Genomic DNA, 18287 nt, shown 5'->3' on the forward strand with positions numbered 1-18287 from the left:
CGCGCAAATACCCAAACGGGGTAACTAAAAGGCTTACAGAACTTTCAAGTGTGCCTAGAATTACCCCTTATATCTGGTGTGTGCCTTACCATTGTCGGGTAGGGACCCGAATGGGTCACAACACCCAGAATTTCACAGTTCGACAACGAGAAACGGAGCTCACGTGTCTGAAAGCAAGAACTCTTTCAACGCCAAGAAGACTCTCGAGGTAGGCGGCAAGTCCTATGACTACTACGCCCTCGACGCAGTCGAAGGCATGGAGAAACTCCCCTACTCCCTGAAGGTGCTGGGTGAGAACCTGCTGCGCACCGAAGACGGCAAGAACGTCACCGAGGAGCACATCAACGCCATCGCCAACTGGGACCCGTCGGCAGAGCCGTCCATCGAGATCCAGTTCACCCCGGCCCGCGTCCTCATGCAGGACTTCACCGGTGTCCCTTGTGTCGTCGACCTCGCCACCATGCGTGAGGCCGTTTCTTCTCTCGGCGGCAACCCGGACCAGGTCAACCCGCTCAACCCGGCGGAAATGGTCATCGACCACTCCGTGATCATCGAGGCCTTCGGTTCCGAGAACGCCATCGACAAGAACGTCGAGATCGAGTACGAGCGCAACGAAGAGCGCTACCAGTTCCTGCGCTGGGGTGCAGAGAACTTCTCCAACTTCCGCGTCGTTCCCCCGGGGACCGGTATTGTCCACCAGGTCAACATCGAGTACCTCTCCCGCGTCGTCTTCGACAACGACGGCGTTGCCTACCCGGACACCTGCATCGGTACCGACTCCCACACCACCATGGAAAACGGACTGGGCATCCTCGGCTGGGGCGTTGGCGGCATCGAGGCTGAGGCAGCCATGCTGGGCCAGCCGGTGTCCATGCTCATCCCGCGCGTTGTCGGCTTCAAGCTCACCGGTGAGATCCCGGTTGGCGTGACCGCAACCGATGTCGTTCTGACCGTTACCGAGATGCTCCGCGAGCACGGCGTGGTCCAGAAGTTCGTTGAGTTCTACGGCAACGGTGTCAAGGAGATCCCGCTGGCTAACCGCGCGACCATCGGTAACATGTCGCCGGAGTTCGGCTCCACCTGTGCGATCTTCCCGATCGACGAGGAGACCATCAACTACCTCGAGCTCACCGGCCGCGACAAGGAGACCATCGACCGCGTCGAGGCGTACGCCAAGGCACAGGGCATGTGGCTCGAGCAGGACGCTCCGGAAGCAGAGTACTCCGAGTACCTCGAGCTGGACCTGTCCACCGTCAAGCCGTCCATCGCTGGCCCGAAGCGCCCGCAGGACCGCATCCTCCTGGAAGAGTCCAAGACCACCTTCCGCACCCAGCTGCCGGACTACAACACGGCAGGCGAGGGCCAGGCAGAGCCGGTGCGTGCAGAGAAGGTCGACACTGTCGAGTACAACCAGTCCTGGCCGGCCAACGGCGAGTCCGCCGCTGAGGGTGCAGAGGGCCGCGCTTCCAAGCCGGTCATCGTCGAGTCCCCGCAGGGCGGCGAGTACACCCTCGACCACGGCATGGTCGCTATTGCTGCGATCACCTCCTGCACCAACACCTCCAACCCGTCCGTCATGGTCGGTGCTGCCATGCTCGCCCGCAAGGCCGCCGAGAAGGGCCTGAAGGCTAAGCCGTGGGTCAAGACCATCATGGCTCCGGGCTCCCAGGTGGTCAACGGCTACTACGAGCGCGCCGACCTGTGGAAGGACCTCGAGGCTGTCGGCTTCTACCTCTCCGGCTTCGGCTGCGCTTCCTGCATCGGTAACTCCGGCCCGCTGCCGAACGAGATCTCCGAGGCCATCAACGAGTACGACCTGACCGCCACTGCCGTGCTGTCCGGTAACCGTAACTTCGAAGGCCGCATCTCCCCGGACGTGAAGATGAACTACCTCGCGTCCCCTCTGCTCGTCATCGCCTACGCGATCGCCGGCACCATGGACTTCGACTTCGAGTCCCAGCCGCTCGGCCAGGACGCTGACGGCAACGACATCTTCCTCAAGGACGTCTGGCCGTCCCCGGAGGAGATCGAGGGCGTCATCGCCGAGACCATCTCCCGCGAAATGTACGAGGCTGACTACGCCGACGTCTTCAAGGGCGACGAGCAGTGGCAGAACCTCGACGTTCCGGAGGGCAAGACCTTCGCTTGGGACGAGGACTCCACCTACATCCGCAAGGCACCGTACTTCGACGGCATGCCGGAGGAGCCCAACGATGTTGGCGACATCACCGGCGCACGAGTCCTGGCCAAGCTGGGCGACTCCGTGACCACCGACCACATCTCCCCCGCCTCGTCGATCAAGCCGGGCACCCCGGCTGCGAACTACCTGGACGACAACGGTGTGGAGCGCCACGACTACAACTCCTTCGGTTCCCGCCGTGGTAACCACGAGGTCATGGTTCGCGGCACCTTCGCCAACATCCGCCTGCGCAACCAGCTCGTTGAGGACGCCGGCGGCTACACCCTGGACTTCACCCAGGAAGGCAACCCGCAGGCGTTCATCTACGACGCTGCTCAGAACTACGCCGAGCAGGACATCCCGCTGGTTGTTCTGGCCGGTAAGGAGTACGGCACCGGTTCCTCCCGTGACTGGGCTGCCAAGGGCACCAACCTGCTGGGCGTGAAGGCTGTCATCACCGAGTCCTTCGAGCGCATCCACCGCTCCAACCTGATCGGTATGGGCGTGCTGCCGCTTCAGTTCCCGGAGGGCGAGTCCCACGAGTCCCTCGGCCTGGACGGCACGGAGACCTTCGACATCACCGGTATCACCGCCTTCAACGAGGGCGACACCATCCCGGAGACTGTCCACGTCACCGCCACCAAGGACGGCGGCGAGACCGTCGAGTTCGACGCGAAGGTCCGCGTTGACACCCCGGGTGAGGCTGAGTACTACCGCCACGGCGGCATTCTGCAGTACGTGCTGCGCCAGATGGTCAAGAGCTAACCGTCTGTAGCTGATTGGGGCCGGGGTTTCCCCGGCCCCTTTCGCATTTCTGCTTATCGGCGCCTTGGGATTCCTTCCCCCGGATGTGCGAGCCTTCACGCATGCGGTTTAGACTTACCCGCTATGCTTCTCTTCCTTTCCCTGCGCAACGGCCCTGTCGGCCCGGCGGTGTCCCACGCGGAATACCACGACACGCTCCGTGCCACTGGACTCACCACCGACGACGTAGAGCTGCGTACAATTAGCGACGAGCACGCCGAGCTAGGCAGCTTGAACGGCATTCAGGGGATTTTTGTGGGTGGCAGTTCGCTCAACATCACGAACGGCACCTACGACGCCTGGCAGCAACACGTGCACACCCTGCTCGGAGAGGTCGTCGAAGGCGACATCCCTGTCTTCTTCGTCTGCTACGGCCTGAGCTGGCTCACCCACCACCTCGGCGGGAACGTGACCCACTCGCACCCAGAGGCCTCGGGCCCGACGATCGTGAACCTGCTTTCCTCCGCCGACGAGGACCCTCTGCTGCGCGACCTACCGAAGTTGTTCACTGCTCTGACTGGTCACACCGAGAACGCCGAGCCGCACAGCACGCACCCAGAACTCACTCTGCTTGCCGACGGCCCCTCGTGCCCCGTTCAAATCGTCCGCTACCGCGACCGCGTATGGGCCACCCAGTTCCACGCTGAAATGGACGCTGCGGCGATGAAGACCCGCATGGACTTCTACTACGACTACGGCTACTTCCCGCAAGAGGCCTACGACGACATCATCGCGGGACTACCCAGCGTGGATACGGAAACGGCGAACGAGATCGTGAAGCGCTTCGCGCAGTTCTGCCTCGCCGGGCAGGCAGCGAGTTAGACGGATTAGACGGAACTGACCGGCTCGGTGCCGTCTTCGAATTCGAAGGGGTTCGGCGACATCTCACCACGGTCGACGGCCTCCACGATGACCTGGGCGACGAGCTCACGCGACGTCTTGGAATCCGCGTTGCGCGCATCGGTCAACACCGTCACGCCCTTCGACGGCTCATCCGTGAGAAGAGTCGGCCCCAGGATCGTGTACGTGAGATCGGACGCGAGCAGTCGCTGATCCACGGCCTTCTTCGATTCCACGTACGCGTACCACGAGCCGCCGTCGTCCTCAGTGGTGGCCTCGGCGGCACCGGCGTAGGACACCATGATGAAGTGCGGTGTGTATTCGCCCAGTTCCTCCAGGGCGTCAATTGCTTTCATCGCTGCATCGCGGTCCACCGCGTACGTGCGCTCAGCGCTACCGCCGCCGGCACCCGCGGACCACACAACGGTGTCGAATGGAGTGATCAGGCGCGCCCATCCTTCCTCATCCAGCGTGGTGAGGTCTTGAATGATGACGGTGGCGCCAGCGTCGATAAGCGACGGTGCGTGCTCTGGATTGCGCACGAGTGCTGCGACCTTGTGCCCCGACTCGGTCAGCAGCGGAACGGTGTGCTTGGACACGTTGCCGCCCGCGCCGAGAACGAGGACGAACTTGCTTGCTTTGTCTGCGCTTTCTTCAGTGCTCATGCACCCCACCGTAACCGTGAATGCTGGCTCCTGCCGATTTACCCGCGAGTCGTAGGATGGGGCGCATGTACGCAATCATCACCACCACTGGACCAGACCGCGTCGGCATCATTGCCGGCGTTGCGCAGGTAGCCGCGGAGCACGACCTCAACATCGTCGACGTCTCCCAGACCATCATGGACGACTTTTTCACTATGATCATGCGCGCGGAACTACCCGGCGAGGGGTTCGACCTCGCCGGACTCCAAGACACGATGGGTGAACTGGGCAAGAGTCTCGGCGTGGACATCCGCGTCCAGTCCGAGGCACTGTTCACCGTCATGAACGAGGTCTAAGCGGGCATGGCAAACCAGCTCAATTTCAAAGCCTCGAGCATCGTCGACGTGATCTCGATGATCGAGGACTACCGCCTCGACATCCGCACCGTGACCATGGGCATCTCGCTCATCGGCTGCACGCGCGGCACGATGGAAGCCACTGCAGACGCAGTCTATGACCGCGTCACTCAACGCGCCTCCCGTCTCGTCGAGGTCTGCGAGGGCATCGAACGCGAGTTGGGCATCCCGATCGTGAACAAGCGCGTGTCCGTCTCCCCTATTGCGCTCGTTGCCGCGGGTGTCGACGGCAACCCCGCTGACATCGCCCGCGCTCTCGACCGCGCCGCGAACGAACTCGGGGTGAACTTCATCGGCGGCTACTCCGCTCTCGTGGAGAAAGGTGCGACCGAGGCCGACGAGCGCCTCATCCGCTCTATCCCGGAGGCATTGTCGGAGACCAGCTTCGTGTGCGGATCTGTCAACGTCGCCTCCTCGCGCGCCGGCATCAACATGGATGCCGTGAAGACCATGGGTGAGGTGGTCAAAGACGCTGCCGCCCGTACTGCGGAGGAATCCTCCATCGCGTGCGCGAAGCTCGTCGTCTTTGCTAACGCCGTCGGTGACAACCCGTTTATGGCCGGTGCCTTCCACGGCATCGAGGAGCCGGACACAGTCGTCTCCGTCGGCGTGTCTGGCCCGGGTGTGGTCGACTACGCCATTACCCCGCTCGCGGGTGCAAGCCTGAACGAGGTCGCCGAAGAGATCAAGAAGGCAGCCTTCAAGATCACCCGCGCGGGCCAGCTCGTGGGCTCGCTCGCCGCAGAACGGCTCGGGGTGCCGTTCGGCATCGTCGACCTGTCGCTCGCCCCCACCGCGGAGGTCGGCGATTCCGTCGCGCACATCCTCGAGCACATGGGGTTGTCCCAAGTGGGCACGCACGGCACGACCGCCGCTCTGGCGCTGCTCAACGATGCGGTGAAGAAGGGCGGCATGATGGCGTGCTCGCGCGTCGGTGGGCTTTCCGGTTCCTTCATCCCCGTTTCCGAAGATCAAGGGATGATCGACGCTGTGCGCGCGGGTTCGATCACGATGGACAAGCTGGAGGCGATGACGTCGATCTGCTCGGTCGGTTTCGACATGGTCGCGATTCCGGGCGACACCTCAGCCGCCAGCATTGCCGGCATGATCGCCGACGAAGCGGCCATTGGCGTGATGAACCACAAGACGACCGCAGCACGCCTCATCCCCGTCCCCGGCACTCAGCCTGGCGACGAGGTCAACTTCGGCGGGCTGTTGGGCTACGCTCCAGTCATCCCCGTCAACCAGGTCAGTTGCGCGCCGTTTGTGGAACGGGGCGGTTTCATTCCCGCACCGGTCCACGGTTTCCGAAACTAACGCTTGACCCTCACGCGGCGTCATAGTTCAGACTGGTGCCATGAGGATCTCTGATGTCGCCCGCGCCGCCGGCTGCTCTGTGCGGGCGGTGCGCCACCTGCACGAAACTGGAGCGGTGCCCGAGCCACCGCGCACCGCAGGCAACTACCGCGACTACTCACTGCGCGATCTCGCGGCGGTCATCCGCGCCCGCGCGCTTATCGACGCTGGCGTCCCTACCTCCCACATCAACCACCCCGACGCCGTCGACCGGTCAATTGAGCTCATCGACGCACGTATAGAACGGCTGACCCTGCAGCGCCAGCGCCTAGCCGCGCTGCAGGAGGCCCCGCTCGGGCTGCCGGCTGACCTGCGGCGCGGGATCATTACTTTGTTGGGCGACACCGATTACGCGCGCGGAGAGATCGAGACTTTCGACCTCATGGCGATGACAGGTGTGGCGACCCCTGACACGTGGAAGCAGCTACGCGCGAATCTCGCCGACGACCAGTGCAGAAGCGCGACGCTGAAGTTTGCGGCGGCGTGGGGCGACGGCGACGTCGATAAGCTCAAAGCTCTTCTCCCGCGCACCGTCATGCGCGGGATCGCCGAAACCCTCATCCCCGGGGACCTGCCTATCGATCTGGGCGACACCGGCCTCGACGCACGGCAACGCGCTACCTTGAAGGAGCTGGCCGATGACTACGGCGCATAAGCTCCGGACACTCGCCGCAAAGCACCCCGCGGTGCGGGCGGGCCGCTACGAGCTAGGGCTTTACCGCGACCTCATCCGGTGGGCGCGCGGCCGCACGGACGTGCCCGAGGGAGCGAAGCCCCTGCCGCATCCGCCCGGCCGGCTGCAGATGCTGAGTTTCCTCACTGCCGTACTACTTATCGAGCTCGTTGCCGTGCACCTACTTCTTCCCAGCGGCACTGTGCAGCTTATAGCTTTGCTGCTGTCGTTGTGGGGCATTGTGTTCGTGTGGGGTCTCGTCGCAAGCGAACGCGTGCGCCCCTCTTACATCGACGACCAACAGCTTGTTCTGCGCAGAGGGCGGAAGGTGTTCGCTACGGTCCCCCTAGCGCTTGTAAGCAAGTGGAACGCGAGCCGAAGCTACGAAACAGACGTCACCGCCCACGATGGGCAGCTCACCATCGGCGGGTCAGCCGGCACGGACACCCAGATCATTCTGCTTGAAACGGTGCCCGCCGCCGAAGACACGTACCCATGGCAGAAAAAACGGACGCAGCCAGTGCGCCGCGTCCGTTTCTATGCAGGTGGTGTGCTCTAGTACTTCTTGCCCACGATGAAGTAGCTCAGCCAACCAATGGTGTTGACAGCGCCGATAACGGACGTCCACAGCCACTTCGGGCCGCGGAGCTTCTTCGAGTCAGCGCGGGCGAGGTCCCACAGAGCGATGCCCTTCGCGGCGGTGTCGATCGCGCCGATCACGCCGGCGGCTGTCTTCTCCTCTTTGCTGAGGGCGTTCCATGCTTCACGGATAGATTGAATCGGGTTCATGACAACGAGTTTATACGCATGGGGCAATTCTCTGCCTCGGCGGCGCGCAGACTAGATTGACACTGGTGAGCACGCACCTGCCTTTCCTCCTGCTGAGCACCCGCCCTGAAGACGAAGCCGCTGCCGAAGAGCGCGACAGCTTCGCTACTGCCATGCAGGTGGACGCTGACGCGATCGAACAGCGCCGATTGGAACAGGAGGAGCTCGGCGCGGTGCATCTGGAGGACTATTCAGCCGTGCTGCTCGGCGGCAGCCCGTTCAACAATCTGGAGTTGATGAAGTCGCCGCTGCAGCTGCGGGTGGAGCGGGAGATCGGCACGCTCATCGCTGAATGCATCGACCGGGACTTCCCTGTCATGGGCGCCTGCTACGGCATCGGCGCGATCGGCACGGCCATCGGGGCGACGTTGAGTGACACCTACGCCGAGGAGGCAGGTCTGGTTCAGATCGAGGTGACTGACGCCGGCGAAACAGATCCGGTCCTGGCGGGGCTCCCCCGCAGCTTCGACACGATCGTTGGCCACAAAGAGGCGATCCATACGCTTCCCGACGATCCCCGCGTCACCGTCCTCGCCACCGGCGCCGCCTGCCCGACTCAAATGTTCCGGGTCGGGGCCAACGTCTACGCCACGCAATTCCACCCCGAGCTGCGCGCGGAAGCCCTCGAGTCGCGTCTCCGTCTGTACGCCCACCTGGGTTACACCGCTGCAGACACGTTCGAGAGCCAGATCGCCGACGCGTACACCGGAGACTACGACGCGAACAACCGTGTGCTGGAAAACTTCGCCGACCGGTTCAAGCGGTCATAAGAGCTATGCCAGTTCGACGATCTCCATGTACTCGTCGCTCCACAAGTCCTCGTCACCTTCGGGCATGATGATGACACGCTCTGGTTCGAGGGCTTTAACGGCACCGGGGTCGTGTGTGACCAGAACGACGGCGCCGGTGTAGGTCTTCAAGGCGTCGAGAACCTGTTCGCGGGATTGGGGGTCGAGGTTGTTGGTGGGTTCGTCGAGAAGCAATACGTTGGCACGGGAGGAGACGAGCGTGGCGAGCGACAGGCGCGTCTTCTCGCCGCCAGAGAGCGTGCCGGCCGGCTGGTCGAGCTTGTCGCCGGAGAACATGAACGCACCGAGGAGGCCGCGCAGATCCTGCTGGCCGGCGTCGGGGCAGGCCGTGATGGTGTTTTCCCAGACGGACTTGTCGCCGTCGATCGTGTCGTGCTCCTGAGCGAAGTAACCGATCTTCAGGCCGTTGCCTGTCACAAGGCCGCCCTCGCCGTCGGTGCGCTCCACACCGGCGAGCAGTTTGAGCAGCGTCGTCTTGCCGGCACCGTTGGTGCCCAGCACGACCACGCGCGACCCCTTGTCAATGGCCAGGTCCACGCCCGCGAAGACCTCGAGCGAGCCGTACATCTTCGTCAGGCCTTTACCGAACAGCGGTGTCTTTCCGCAGGGTGCGGGCTCGGGGAAGCTGATGGAGGCGACCTTGTCGGCGACTCGGACGTCGTCAAGCTCATTCATCATGCGGTCGGCGCGGGCGAGCATCTGCTTCGCAGCCGCGGCTTTCGTCGCCTTCGCACCCAGCTTGGCGGCTTGCTTCTGCAGAGCAGATGCCTTCTTCTCCGCGTTGGCACGTTCGCGGCGGCGGCGTGCTTCGTCCTCGGCCCGGGCATCCTTGTACTTGGAGAAGCCCATGTTGTACACGTCGGCCTCACCGCGGACAGCGTCGAGGAACCACACCTTGTTGCACACTTGGTCGAGCAGCTCGACGTCGTGGGAGATCATGATCAACCCGCCCTCGTGCTTGGACAGGAAGTCGCGCAGCCAGGTGATGGAGTCGGCGTCGAGGTGGTTGGTCGGCTCGTCGAGAAGCAACGTCGTCGTGGACTTGCCTGCGCCGTCATTGGCGGCAAAGAGGATTTGTGCGAGCTCGACGCGGCGGCGCTGACCGCCCGAAAGGGTTTTCAGTGGCTGGTCGAGAATGCGCGACGGCAGGCCGAGGTTGTCGCAGATTTGCGCCGCCTCCGCGTCGGCTTCGTATCCGCCGAGGGCCTGGTAGCGCTCCTCAAGGCGTGAATATTTTGAAATCGCGGCATCGCGCTTGTCGCCGTCTTCGACCTCCATGATTTCCTGCTGGCAGTCCATGGAGGCGCGGATCCGGTCGAGCCCGCGGGCCGAGAGCACGCGATCACGCGCAGTCTGTTCAATGTTGCCCTCGCGGGAGTCCTGCGGGAGGTACCCGATCTCCCCGGAGCGCGTCACCGTGCCGCCGTAGGGCTCGGTCTCCCCCGACAGGATGCGCATCGTCGTGGTTTTACCCGCGCCGTTGCGCCCGACCAAGCCGATCCGGTCGCCGGCTTGCACACGCAGGTGCTGGCCAGGGGCGTTCAGCAGGGTACGCGCGCCGACGCGGACTTCAAGGTCGTTGGTGACAATCACAAGGGGTCACTCTACCCCCGCGGTCAAATCACCTAGACGGCGAACCCGAGGGCGCGCAGCTGCTCGCGGCCGTCCTCGGTGATCATGTGCGGACCCCACGGCGGCATCCATACCCAGTGCAGAGCGATGGCATCGACGGTGCCGGAGCCGACAGCGGCAGCTTCGACTTGCTCTTCGATAACGTCGGTCAGCGGGCACGCCGGCGAGGTCAGCGTCATGCTGATCACAGCTGTCTTCTTTCCGCCCTCTTCCTCGATCCACAGGTCGTAGACGAGACCCAAGTCGACGACGTTGATGCCCAGCTCGGGGTCAATCACGTCGTGCATGTACTCAGCGACGTCAGCGGCAATCTGAATCTGCTCTTCGGTCTGCTCGGGTCGCTCACCGGGCCCGTCGAAGCTGGAGGATCCGTCCTTCTCCTGATCCTCCTGGGCCTCTTGCGCCGCCTGAGCGGTCTCCATGTCGGTCGGGGCGAGCTCGCCGTTCTCGTCGACAGCGTTGTTGAGCGTGTTGTCGGTGGGGTTGGTCATGTCTACTCCTTTTCGTTCAGCGCATCGCTCGTGGCGGCCTGGAACGCCTTCCAGCCGAGCAGGGCGCACTTCACGCGTGCGGGGAACTTTGCTACACCGGCAAAGGCAATGCCATCGCCGATCATTCCTGGGTCGCCTTCTTCCTCGCCCTTGGAGGTGATCATCAGCTCGAAGGCGTCGAGCTTCTTCATCGCCTCCGCGACAGGCAGGCCGATGACCTCCTCCGTGAGCACGCTTGTCGACGCCTGCGAGATCGAGCACCCGACCGCGTCATAGGAGATGTCCTCAACGGTGTTCCCGTCTTCGGACAGCTGCACGCGCAGGGTCAGCTCATCGCCGCAGGAAGGGTTGACGTGGTGCACCTCAGCGTCGAACGGGTCGCGCAAGCCGGCGTTCTGCGGGTTCTTGTAGTGGTCGAGGATGACCTCTTGATACATCGCTTCTAAGTTCATAGTGCTCCCTAGAACGCCGTGGCTAGCCGAAGAATTCCTTGGCGTGACCGATGGCGCTGACAAGCGCGTCGATCTCGTCGGTGGTGTTGTACAGGTAGAAGCTCGCGCGTGCCGTGGACTGGGCGTTCAGGCCGCGGTGAGCGGGCCACGCACAGTGGTGCCCCACACGGATGCACACGCCACGGGAATCAAGTACTTGGCCCATGTCGTGCGGGTGAATCCCGTCAACAGTGAAGGACACCGCTCCCCCGCGCATCTCCGGCGTCGCCGGGCCGGCGAGACGCAGCCCGTCGATCTCCTGCATGCGCTCGAGTGCGTAGGCGGTGAGCATGTGCTCGTGAGCCTGGATGTTCTCCATGCCGACTTCGTTCAGAAAATCGACAGCTGCGCCAAGCCCAACAACCTGACTGGTCATCTGCGTGCCAGCCTCGAAGCGCTGCGGAGCAGGCGCAAAGGTCGATCCCTCCATGCGCACGACCTCGATCATCGAGCCACCGGTGAGGAACGGCGGAAGCTGATTCAGCAGCTCCCCCTTGCCGTAGACGACGCCGACGCCGGACGGGCCGCACATCTTGTGGCCGGAAAAGGCCGCGAAGTCGACATCGAGGGCGTGGAAATCCACCGGCTGGTGCGGCACGGACTGGCACGCGTCGAGCACGGTGAGCGCTCCCACGTCCTTTGAGCGGCGCACAATTTCGGCGACATCCGGAATTGCGCCTGTCACGTTGGACTGGTGGGTGAACGCCACAACCTTGACGGTCTCGTCGAGCTCGAGAGAATCGAGGTCGATGCGGCCGTCGTCGGTCAGCGTGTACCACTTCAACGTCGCACCAGTGCGGCGCGCAAGCTCCTGCCACGGCACCAGATTGGCGTGGTGCTCCAGCTCCGTGATGACGATCGTGTCGTCGGAGGTGATTTGAAGGTCACCGGCTCGATCGTCGCCAAGCGTGAAGGCGACAAGGTTGAGCGCTTCCGTCGCGTTCTTCGTGAACGCGATCTCGTGGCCTTCCGCACCAACGAACGCGGCGATCTTCTCGCGCGCGGACTCGTAAGCGTCGGTGGCCTCCTCTGCGAGCTGGTAGGCACCGCGGTGCACCGGGGCGAAGGTGTTCAGCACGAACTCTTCCTCTGCGCGCCAGACGCGCTCAGGCCGCTGGGAGGTCGCACCGGAGTCCAAATAGACCACCGGCACGTCGTCGCGGACCGTGCGGTGCAGAATCGGAAACTCGGCGCGCACCGCACCCACGTCGAGCGTGCCGTCGGGGTTAAGAAACGTCATTTAGACGAACGCCTCGTATCCCTCGGACTCGAGCTTCTCAGCCAGCTCAAAGCCGCCGGAGTGCTTGATCACGCCGTCCGCGAAGATGTGGACGTGGTCCGGGCGCACGTAGTTGAGGATGCGCTGGTAGTGGGTGATCATCAGGATGCCGCCGTCGGTCTCCTGCTGGTAGCGGTTGATGCCCTCAGAGACAATGCGCAGGGCGTCGACGTCGAGGCCGGAGTCGGTCTCGTCCATCACAGCGAACTTCGGCTTCATCAGGGCGAGCTGCATGACCTCGTGGCGCTTCTTCTCACCACCGGAGAAGCCTTCGTTCACAGCACGCTCGGAAAACGACGGGTCGATCTTCAGGTCGTCGCGGGCCTGGTTGAGCTCCTGAACCCACTCGCGCAGCTTCGGTGCCTCGCCGCGCACGGCGGTGACGGCGGAGCGCATGAAGTTCGAGGAGGACACGCCCGGGACCTCGACCGGGTACTGCATGGCCAGGAAGAGGCCGGCGCGTGCGCGCTCGTCGACTTCCATGTCGAGGATGTTCTCGCCATCGAGAAGCACCTCACCGTCAGTCACCTCGTAGGACGGGTGGCCGGACAGGGTGTAGGCCAGAGTGGACTTGCCGGAGCCGTTCGGGCCCATGATGGCGTGGGTCTCACCGGAGTTGATGGTCAGGTTGACGCCCTTGAGGATCGGGGTCGGCTCCTGCCCCTCCTCGAGCGGGAGGACCGAAGCGTGAAGGTTCTTGATTTCAAGCGTGGACATAGTGCTCTTTCTAGATTGGAAGGGTCAGGGTTTACAGTTCGACGTTCTCGAGCTCGCCGGAGACGCGGTTAATCAACTCTTCGCGCACATTCTCAACCGGGATGCGGTTGAGAACCTCGTTGAAGAAGCCGCGGACAATGAGGCGGCGTGCCTCGCCGTCGGGGATACCGCGGGACTTGAGGTAGAACAACTGCTCCTCGTCGAATCGGCCAACGGTGGCGGCGTGGCCTGCGCCCGGGATGTCACCGGTCTCGATCTCGAGGTTCGGGATCGCGTCAGCGCGTGCGCCGTCAGTCAAAACGATGTTGCGGTTGGCCTCGTAGGTCTCCGTGCCGGAAGCGTTGGAGCGGATGAGCACGTCGCCGACCCAGCAGGTGCGGGCGTCAGGGAGCTTGGAGTCCTTGCCGCCCTGCAGTGCACCCTTGTACAGCACGTTGGAGCGGCAGTACGGGTGATTGTGGTCCACCAGCAGGCGGTTTTCAATGTACTGCCCGTCGTCGGCGTAGTAGACACCGGTCAGCTCGACGTCACCGCCGGAGCCTGCGTACTTCACGCGCGGGGTGTTGCGGACCAGCTCACCGCCGAAAGTGGCCACGGTGTGGCGCAGCACGGCGTCGCGGCCGCAGACGATGCTCTGCGCACCAACGTGAACGGCGTCGTTATTCCACTGCTCGTCGACCACGACGTTGACCTGCGCGTTGTCACCGATGACGAAGTTGACGTTGTCGGCGTGGGTGCCGGAGCCTTCGTACTGCACCAGGATGGTAGCGGTCGCGCTCTGGCCCACCTCGATGTGGAGGCCGGAGAAGGTGGTCACGTCCAGACCTGCACCGGTGGTGGTGATGACCACTGGCTCGGTCAGCTCGGCATTCGCCGGGACGGAAACAATCGTCGCGTGCGGCATGGAGGTCCATGCCTGAGCAGCGATGCGGTCGACCGGGGCGGACGTGGTCTTGAGTCGCTCGTCGTCAGGCGACACCTGCTCGACAGTGACCTCGGCCGGGCCGGACACGTTGACCTGCGCCTCACCCTGGTCCGGGAAGGTGCCGTTGTGCAGCCCACGCAGGCGGCGCAGGGACACGAAACGCCAGATTTCGTCGCGGCCCTGCGGCACCTCAAAGTCGTTGACGTCGTAGGAGGCGAACAGGTCACCCTTGTTGTCGTGGAACGTGGCGTTGCCGACGCGTTCCTTCTTGGTAACGGTCTCGGTCAATTAACCCACCGATCCTTCCATCTGCAGTTCAATGAGGCGGTTGAGCTCGAGCGCGTACTCCATCGGGAGTTCCTTGGCAATCGGCTCGATGAAGCCGCGGACGATCATCGCCATCGCGTCTTCCTCGGAGATGCCGCGCGACATCAGGTAGAACAGCTGCTCTTCGCTGACCTTGGACACCTTGGCCTCGTGGCCCAGGGTGACGTGGTCGTTGCGGATGTCGTTGTACGGGTAGGTGTCGGTGCGCGAGATGTTGTCCACCAGCAGTGCGTCGCACTCGATGTTGGAGGTGGAGTTCTTCGCGTTGGCGTTGATCTGGACCAGGCCGCGGTAGGCTGCGCGGCCGCCGTTGCGGGAGACGGACTTGGACACGATGTTGGAGGACGTATTCGGCGCCATGTGGACGACCTTGGCACCGGTGTCCTGGGTCTGGCCTTCGCCACAGAACTGCGCGGAGAGGACTTCGCCGCGGGCGTTCGGGCCGGTCATCCAAACAGCCGGGTACTTCATGTTCACCTTGGAGCCGATGTTTCCGTCGACCCACTCCATCGTGGCGCCTTCTTCGGCGCGGGCACGCTGGGTGACCAGGTTGTAGACGTTGGTGGACCAGTTCTGGATCGTGGTGTAGCGGCAGCGCGCATTCTTCTTCACGATGATCTCCACCACGGCCGCGTGCAGCGAGTCGGACTGGTAGATCGGAGCGGTGCAGCCCTCCACGTAGTGGACGTACGCGTCCTCGTCGACGACGATGAGCGTGCGCTCAAACTGGCCCATGTTCTCGGTGTTGATGCGGAAGTATGCCTGCAGCGGGATCTCCACGTGCACACCCTTCGGCACGTAGATGAAGGAACCGCCGGACCACACAGCAGCGTTCAGCGCGGAGAACTTGTTGTCGCCAGCCGGGACGACGGAGCCAAAGTACTCCTTGAACAGCTCCGGGTATTCGCGCAGACCGGTGTCGGTGTCAACGAAGATGACGCCCTGCTCCTCCAAGTCCTCGCGGATCTTGTGGTAGACGACCTCGGACTCGTACTGCGCAGCGACACCTGCGACGAGGCGCTGCTTCTCAGCCTCCGGGATGCCCAGCTTGTCGTAGGTGTTCTTGATGTCCTCCGGCAGGTCCTCCCAGCTGGTGGCCTGCTTCTCGGTGGAGCGGACGAAGTACTTGATCTGGTCGAAATCAATGCCGGACAGATCCGGGCCCCACGTCGGCAGCGGCTTCTTGTTGTAGATGTCCAGTGCCTTCAAGCGCTGCTCGAGCATCCACTCCGGCTCATTCTTGGCTGCGGAGATGTCGCGCACGACCTGCTCGTCGAGGCCGCGGCGGGCAGCCGCACCAGCCTCGTCAGAGTCGTGCCACCCGTAGTTGTACGGGCCCATCGACTCAATAATCTCATCGTCATTCATCGGCTTTTCCAGGCCGGGTGCGGGAGTCGTACTAGTCATCGTCTCCGCTCCTTTCCTTGTGGGTTCCTCCAGCTTGGGCATTGCTTGCAGTGCCGTCAGCGCGGCTGATGTGGGCTGTGCAGACACCGTCCCCGTTAGCGATGAGCGCCAGCGGGGACACAGCGGCTCCAACGAGCTCCGCGATCAGCTCGTGCTCGGCTTCACATATCTCCGGGTATTCGGCGGCGACCGCATGAATGGGACAGTGACGCTGGCACAGTTGCAGAGACGAGCCTACGTTGTCCGCGTTCGCGGCGTAGCCATGGGCTGCGAAAGCGGCTGCAACATCACGCGTTCGCTTATCGACGTCCCCTTCACCAGCGACATCACCCAGCACCTTCTCCGCGCGTTTCCGGGCGAGATTCTTCACCGCGTCACGCCCGCCGAGGGCTTCCACTTCAGCGAACGCCGCCAGTGCGAGCTCATCGTAACCGTGTCCGTTGCGTTCACGACCGTCCCGGGTGAGCTGGTAATACTTCGCCGGACGGCCGCGGGTGGCAGGGCCAGTTGTGTCAGCCTCGGCGAGTTCCGCCAGACCTTCTGCAAGCAGTTTGTCTAGGTGCCTGCGCACGCCGGCGGGCGTGATGCCCACCTTCTCAGCCAGTTCGGCGACGGTCACAGGCCGCGACGTGAGCATCGCGGACATGATCAGGCGGCGCGTCTCGCCGTCAGTGGAACGGGTGACTGCCATTGCCGTCTCCTTTCCGTGAACTCACAACACCTTTAGACATCACTAGTGTGCCTTAAATCGATCACGCTCGGCAACGGGGGTCGGGTGTCGGAGCCGTTTTGTACACTGACCGGTGTGAAAATCCGTCCCGCTCCTGCCAAGCAACCGCTTGCCCGTTTCACGGGCGAGCTACCCCGCTTGGGCCGGCCGGGTTCGCGCTCTGCCGAACTACACGCGGCCGAACTACACGCGGGAATGATCGAAGGCACTCCCTCCGTCCAGCCTAGCGTGTGGGAGCGTAACCGCTTCGAAGTCCTGCGCGTGCTCGGCGTCATCGGCACTTTACTCATGGGCCTCGGAGGCTTAGGCGGCGGAGCGCTACCCGTGGTCAACAACGCCTACGGTTCTTTCCCTTTCGGCGCGTTGATGGGGCGGATGATGGTGGCATCATCAAGCATTGTGCTGCTGGGCGTCGCCCTCGTTGTTCTGGCGTGGTTGCTCATGGGCACCTTCGTCGGCGCTGCCGGCGGACCGTCGCGTGTCGGGGTGCCGGTGCTGCTGCGCACATTCGCGGTCTGGGTGGCGCCCCTGGTGTTCACCGCTCCCCTGTTCACGCAGGACATCTATTCCTATCTCGCGCAGGGGTCGATCGTCGCACAGGGCATGGACCCCTATTCCGCAGGGCCTGTGGAGCTGCTCGGGCGAGAGAACCCGCTGGCGCGTTCCGTGCCGTTCATTTGGGCCGAATCGCCCAGCCCCTACGGACCGGTGGCGCTGGGGATCTCGGCGGGAATCTCCATCCTCACGGGCGACTCGGTGTTCTGGGGTGTCGTGTGTCACCGGCTGGTGTCACTAGCGGGTGTTGCGGCCGCAGCGTGGGGCGTCGTGGCGCTTGCTCGCCGCTGCAACGTTTCCGGTGCGGTGGCGGTGTGGATGGGCGTGCTCAACCCTTTGGTGATTCTCCACTTGGTCGGCGGGATCCATAATGAGGCCGTGATGATGGGCATCCTGCTCATCGGTCTGGAACTAGGTCTGCGCGGCATTGACGCGCTCAATGCTGGCCTGGTGAAACGTCGGGGCGTCGTGTTGCTGGTCGTTTCGGGTGCGTTGATCACGTGCGCCGGCATGGTGAAAGTGCCCGGCTTCCTCGCGCTCGGCTTCGTCGGCATGTCGCTCGCGCGCCGGTGGGGTGGCTGGACCGGCATCGCCAAAGCCGCTGCAGTGCAGACGCTCATCATGGTGACCACGATCGCCGCTGTCACCGTGGCCACTCGCATCGGGCTGGGTTGGGTGACGGGCCAGGGCGGTGCCGCGTCAATACGCAGCTGGCTCTCACTGACCACCGACATCGGCGTGATCTCCGCATTCTTCGCCCAGCTACTGGGCTTGGGCGACCATTCTGAAGCGACACTCGCCATTGCTCGCACCGTGGGGTTGGTGGTCGCAGTCGCGTTCTGCGTGCGCATGCTGTGGGCGACGTTCAAGGGCACGATTCACCCCGTTGGGGGGTTAGGCGTGGCCACGCTCGTCCTCGTGCTTCTTTTCCCTGTTGTTCATCCCTGGTACCCGCTGTGGGGCATCATGCCGCTTGCCGCCTGGGCCAACCGCAGGTTCTTCCGGGTGGCTGTAGCTGGGTATTCGGCGGTTTTCAGTTTCCTCGTACTGCCGCGGGGGCTCGCCCTCCCAGCGGGGACCGTAGTGACTATCTACTCATTGCTCATCGTTTCGGCGCTGATTCTCGCGCTGATGGCGTGTGGGTGGTTAAAGGCCCGGGGCAGCAAAGTCTTACACTGACGGCA

The 18287-nt window shown here is 63.5% G+C and carries 18 protein-coding genes; 8 read left to right on the plus strand and 10 right to left on the minus strand.

Annotated features, from left to right (window positions below):
* Positions 1 to 163 precede the first annotated feature (163 nt).
* Positions 164 to 2944 carry an aconitate hydratase AcnA gene (acnA, locus tag KBX18_RS04295; RefSeq protein ID WP_255994942.1) on the plus strand — a complete coding sequence of 927 codons (2781 nt, stop codon included), beginning with the start codon at positions 164 to 166 and terminating at the stop codon, positions 2942 to 2944.
* 123 nt (positions 2945 to 3067) lie between these two features.
* Positions 3068 to 3805: a glutamine amidotransferase gene (locus KBX18_RS04300; RefSeq protein ID WP_005290101.1), complete on the plus strand. Its 738-nt coding sequence runs from the start codon at positions 3068 to 3070 to the stop codon at positions 3803 to 3805.
* A 5-nt stretch (positions 3806 to 3810) separates the two neighbouring features.
* On the opposite strand, the gene KBX18_RS04305 is transcribed toward KBX18_RS04300, so the two are convergent.
* Positions 3811 to 4488 carry an SDR family oxidoreductase gene (locus KBX18_RS04305; protein WP_255994943.1) on the minus strand — a complete coding sequence of 226 codons (678 nt, stop codon included), beginning with the start codon at positions 4486 to 4488 and terminating at the stop codon, positions 3811 to 3813.
* Between the two features lie 65 nt (positions 4489 to 4553).
* Here KBX18_RS04305 and KBX18_RS04310 point away from each other — a divergent pair, with 65 nt between their 5' ends.
* The 4 genes from KBX18_RS04310 to KBX18_RS04325 are packed head-to-tail and all read left to right on the plus strand — an operon-like array spanning position 4554 to position 7471.
* Positions 4554 to 4823, plus strand: a complete 270-nt coding sequence (locus tag KBX18_RS04310) for an ACT domain-containing protein (RefSeq protein ID WP_040423699.1) — start codon at positions 4554 to 4556, stop codon at positions 4821 to 4823.
* A gap of 6 nt (positions 4824 to 4829) precedes the next feature.
* Positions 4830 to 6200, plus strand: coding sequence for a PFL family protein (locus KBX18_RS04315; protein WP_255994944.1), 1371 nt, complete (start codon positions 4830 to 4832; stop codon positions 6198 to 6200).
* 40 nt (positions 6201 to 6240) lie between these two features.
* Entirely contained in the window at positions 6241 to 6894 is a 654-nt protein-coding gene (locus KBX18_RS04320) for a MerR family transcriptional regulator (protein WP_255994945.1), read from the plus strand.
* The gene (locus tag KBX18_RS04325) at positions 6878 to 7471 is read left to right on the plus strand and encodes a hypothetical protein (protein WP_255994946.1); all 594 of its coding nucleotides are present in this window, start codon (positions 6878 to 6880) and stop codon (positions 7469 to 7471) included. Before KBX18_RS04320 ends, KBX18_RS04325 begins: the two co-directional genes overlap by 17 nt.
* Here KBX18_RS04325 and KBX18_RS04330 read toward each other — a convergent pair.
* Positions 7468 to 7701: a PLDc N-terminal domain-containing protein gene (locus KBX18_RS04330; protein WP_255994947.1), complete on the minus strand. Its 234-nt coding sequence runs from the start codon at positions 7699 to 7701 to the stop codon at positions 7468 to 7470. The two genes, KBX18_RS04325 and KBX18_RS04330, sit on opposite strands and share 4 nt — an antisense overlap.
* A 65-nt stretch (positions 7702 to 7766) precedes the next feature.
* Here KBX18_RS04330 and KBX18_RS04335 point away from each other — a divergent pair, with 65 nt between their 5' ends.
* Positions 7767 to 8510, plus strand: a complete 744-nt coding sequence (locus KBX18_RS04335) for a glutamine amidotransferase (protein ID WP_255994964.1) — start codon at positions 7767 to 7769, stop codon at positions 8508 to 8510.
* Positions 8511 to 8513: 3 nt separating this feature from the next.
* Here the strand turns inward: KBX18_RS04335 and KBX18_RS04340 are convergent, their stop codons facing one another.
* The 8 genes from KBX18_RS04340 to KBX18_RS04375 all read right to left on the minus strand — a co-directional run bounded on the left by KBX18_RS04340 (position 8514) and on the right by KBX18_RS04375 (position 16509).
* Positions 8514 to 10142, minus strand: a complete 1629-nt coding sequence (locus tag KBX18_RS04340) for an ABC-F family ATP-binding cassette domain-containing protein (RefSeq protein WP_255994948.1) — start codon at positions 10140 to 10142, stop codon at positions 8514 to 8516.
* 32 nt (positions 10143 to 10174) lie between these two features.
* On the minus strand, positions 10175 to 10603 hold the full coding sequence (locus KBX18_RS04345) for a metal-sulfur cluster assembly factor (RefSeq protein ID WP_040424440.1): 429 nt from the start codon (positions 10601 to 10603) through the stop codon (positions 10175 to 10177).
* Positions 10604 to 10674: 71 nt separating this feature from the next.
* Positions 10675 to 11124 carry a Fe-S cluster assembly sulfur transfer protein SufU gene (sufU, locus tag KBX18_RS04350; protein ID WP_005290083.1) on the minus strand — a complete coding sequence of 150 codons (450 nt, stop codon included), beginning with the start codon at positions 11122 to 11124 and terminating at the stop codon, positions 10675 to 10677.
* A gap of 22 nt (positions 11125 to 11146) precedes the next feature.
* The gene (locus KBX18_RS04355) at positions 11147 to 12403 is read right to left on the minus strand and encodes a cysteine desulfurase (RefSeq protein WP_005290081.1); all 1257 of its coding nucleotides are present in this window, start codon (positions 12401 to 12403) and stop codon (positions 11147 to 11149) included.
* A complete protein-coding gene (sufC, locus tag KBX18_RS04360) occupies positions 12404 to 13159 on the minus strand; it encodes a Fe-S cluster assembly ATPase SufC (RefSeq protein ID WP_005290079.1) in 756 nt (251 codons plus the stop codon).
* A gap of 31 nt (positions 13160 to 13190) precedes the next feature.
* Complete coding sequence (sufD, locus tag KBX18_RS04365; RefSeq protein ID WP_005290078.1) at positions 13191 to 14372, minus strand: Fe-S cluster assembly protein SufD; 1182 nt, start codon at positions 14370 to 14372, stop codon at positions 13191 to 13193.
* A complete protein-coding gene (gene sufB / locus KBX18_RS04370; RefSeq protein ID WP_040423696.1) occupies positions 14373 to 15818 on the minus strand; it encodes a Fe-S cluster assembly protein SufB in 1446 nt (481 codons plus the stop codon).
* Positions 15811 to 16509, minus strand: coding sequence for a metalloregulator ArsR/SmtB family transcription factor (locus tag KBX18_RS04375; protein WP_255994949.1), 699 nt, complete (start codon positions 16507 to 16509; stop codon positions 15811 to 15813). Before KBX18_RS04375 ends, sufB begins: the two co-directional genes overlap by 8 nt.
* A 114-nt stretch (positions 16510 to 16623) precedes the next feature.
* On the opposite strand from KBX18_RS04375, the gene mptB reads away from it, so the two are divergent.
* A complete protein-coding gene (gene mptB, locus KBX18_RS04380; protein WP_255994950.1) occupies positions 16624 to 18282 on the plus strand; it encodes a polyprenol phosphomannose-dependent alpha 1,6 mannosyltransferase MptB in 1659 nt (552 codons plus the stop codon).
* Positions 18283 to 18287: the final 5 nt, after the last annotated feature.

This window comes from Corynebacterium sp. CCUG 69979 (assembly GCF_024454095.1).
Lineage (GTDB): Bacteria > Actinomycetota > Actinomycetes > Mycobacteriales > Mycobacteriaceae > Corynebacterium > Corynebacterium genitalium.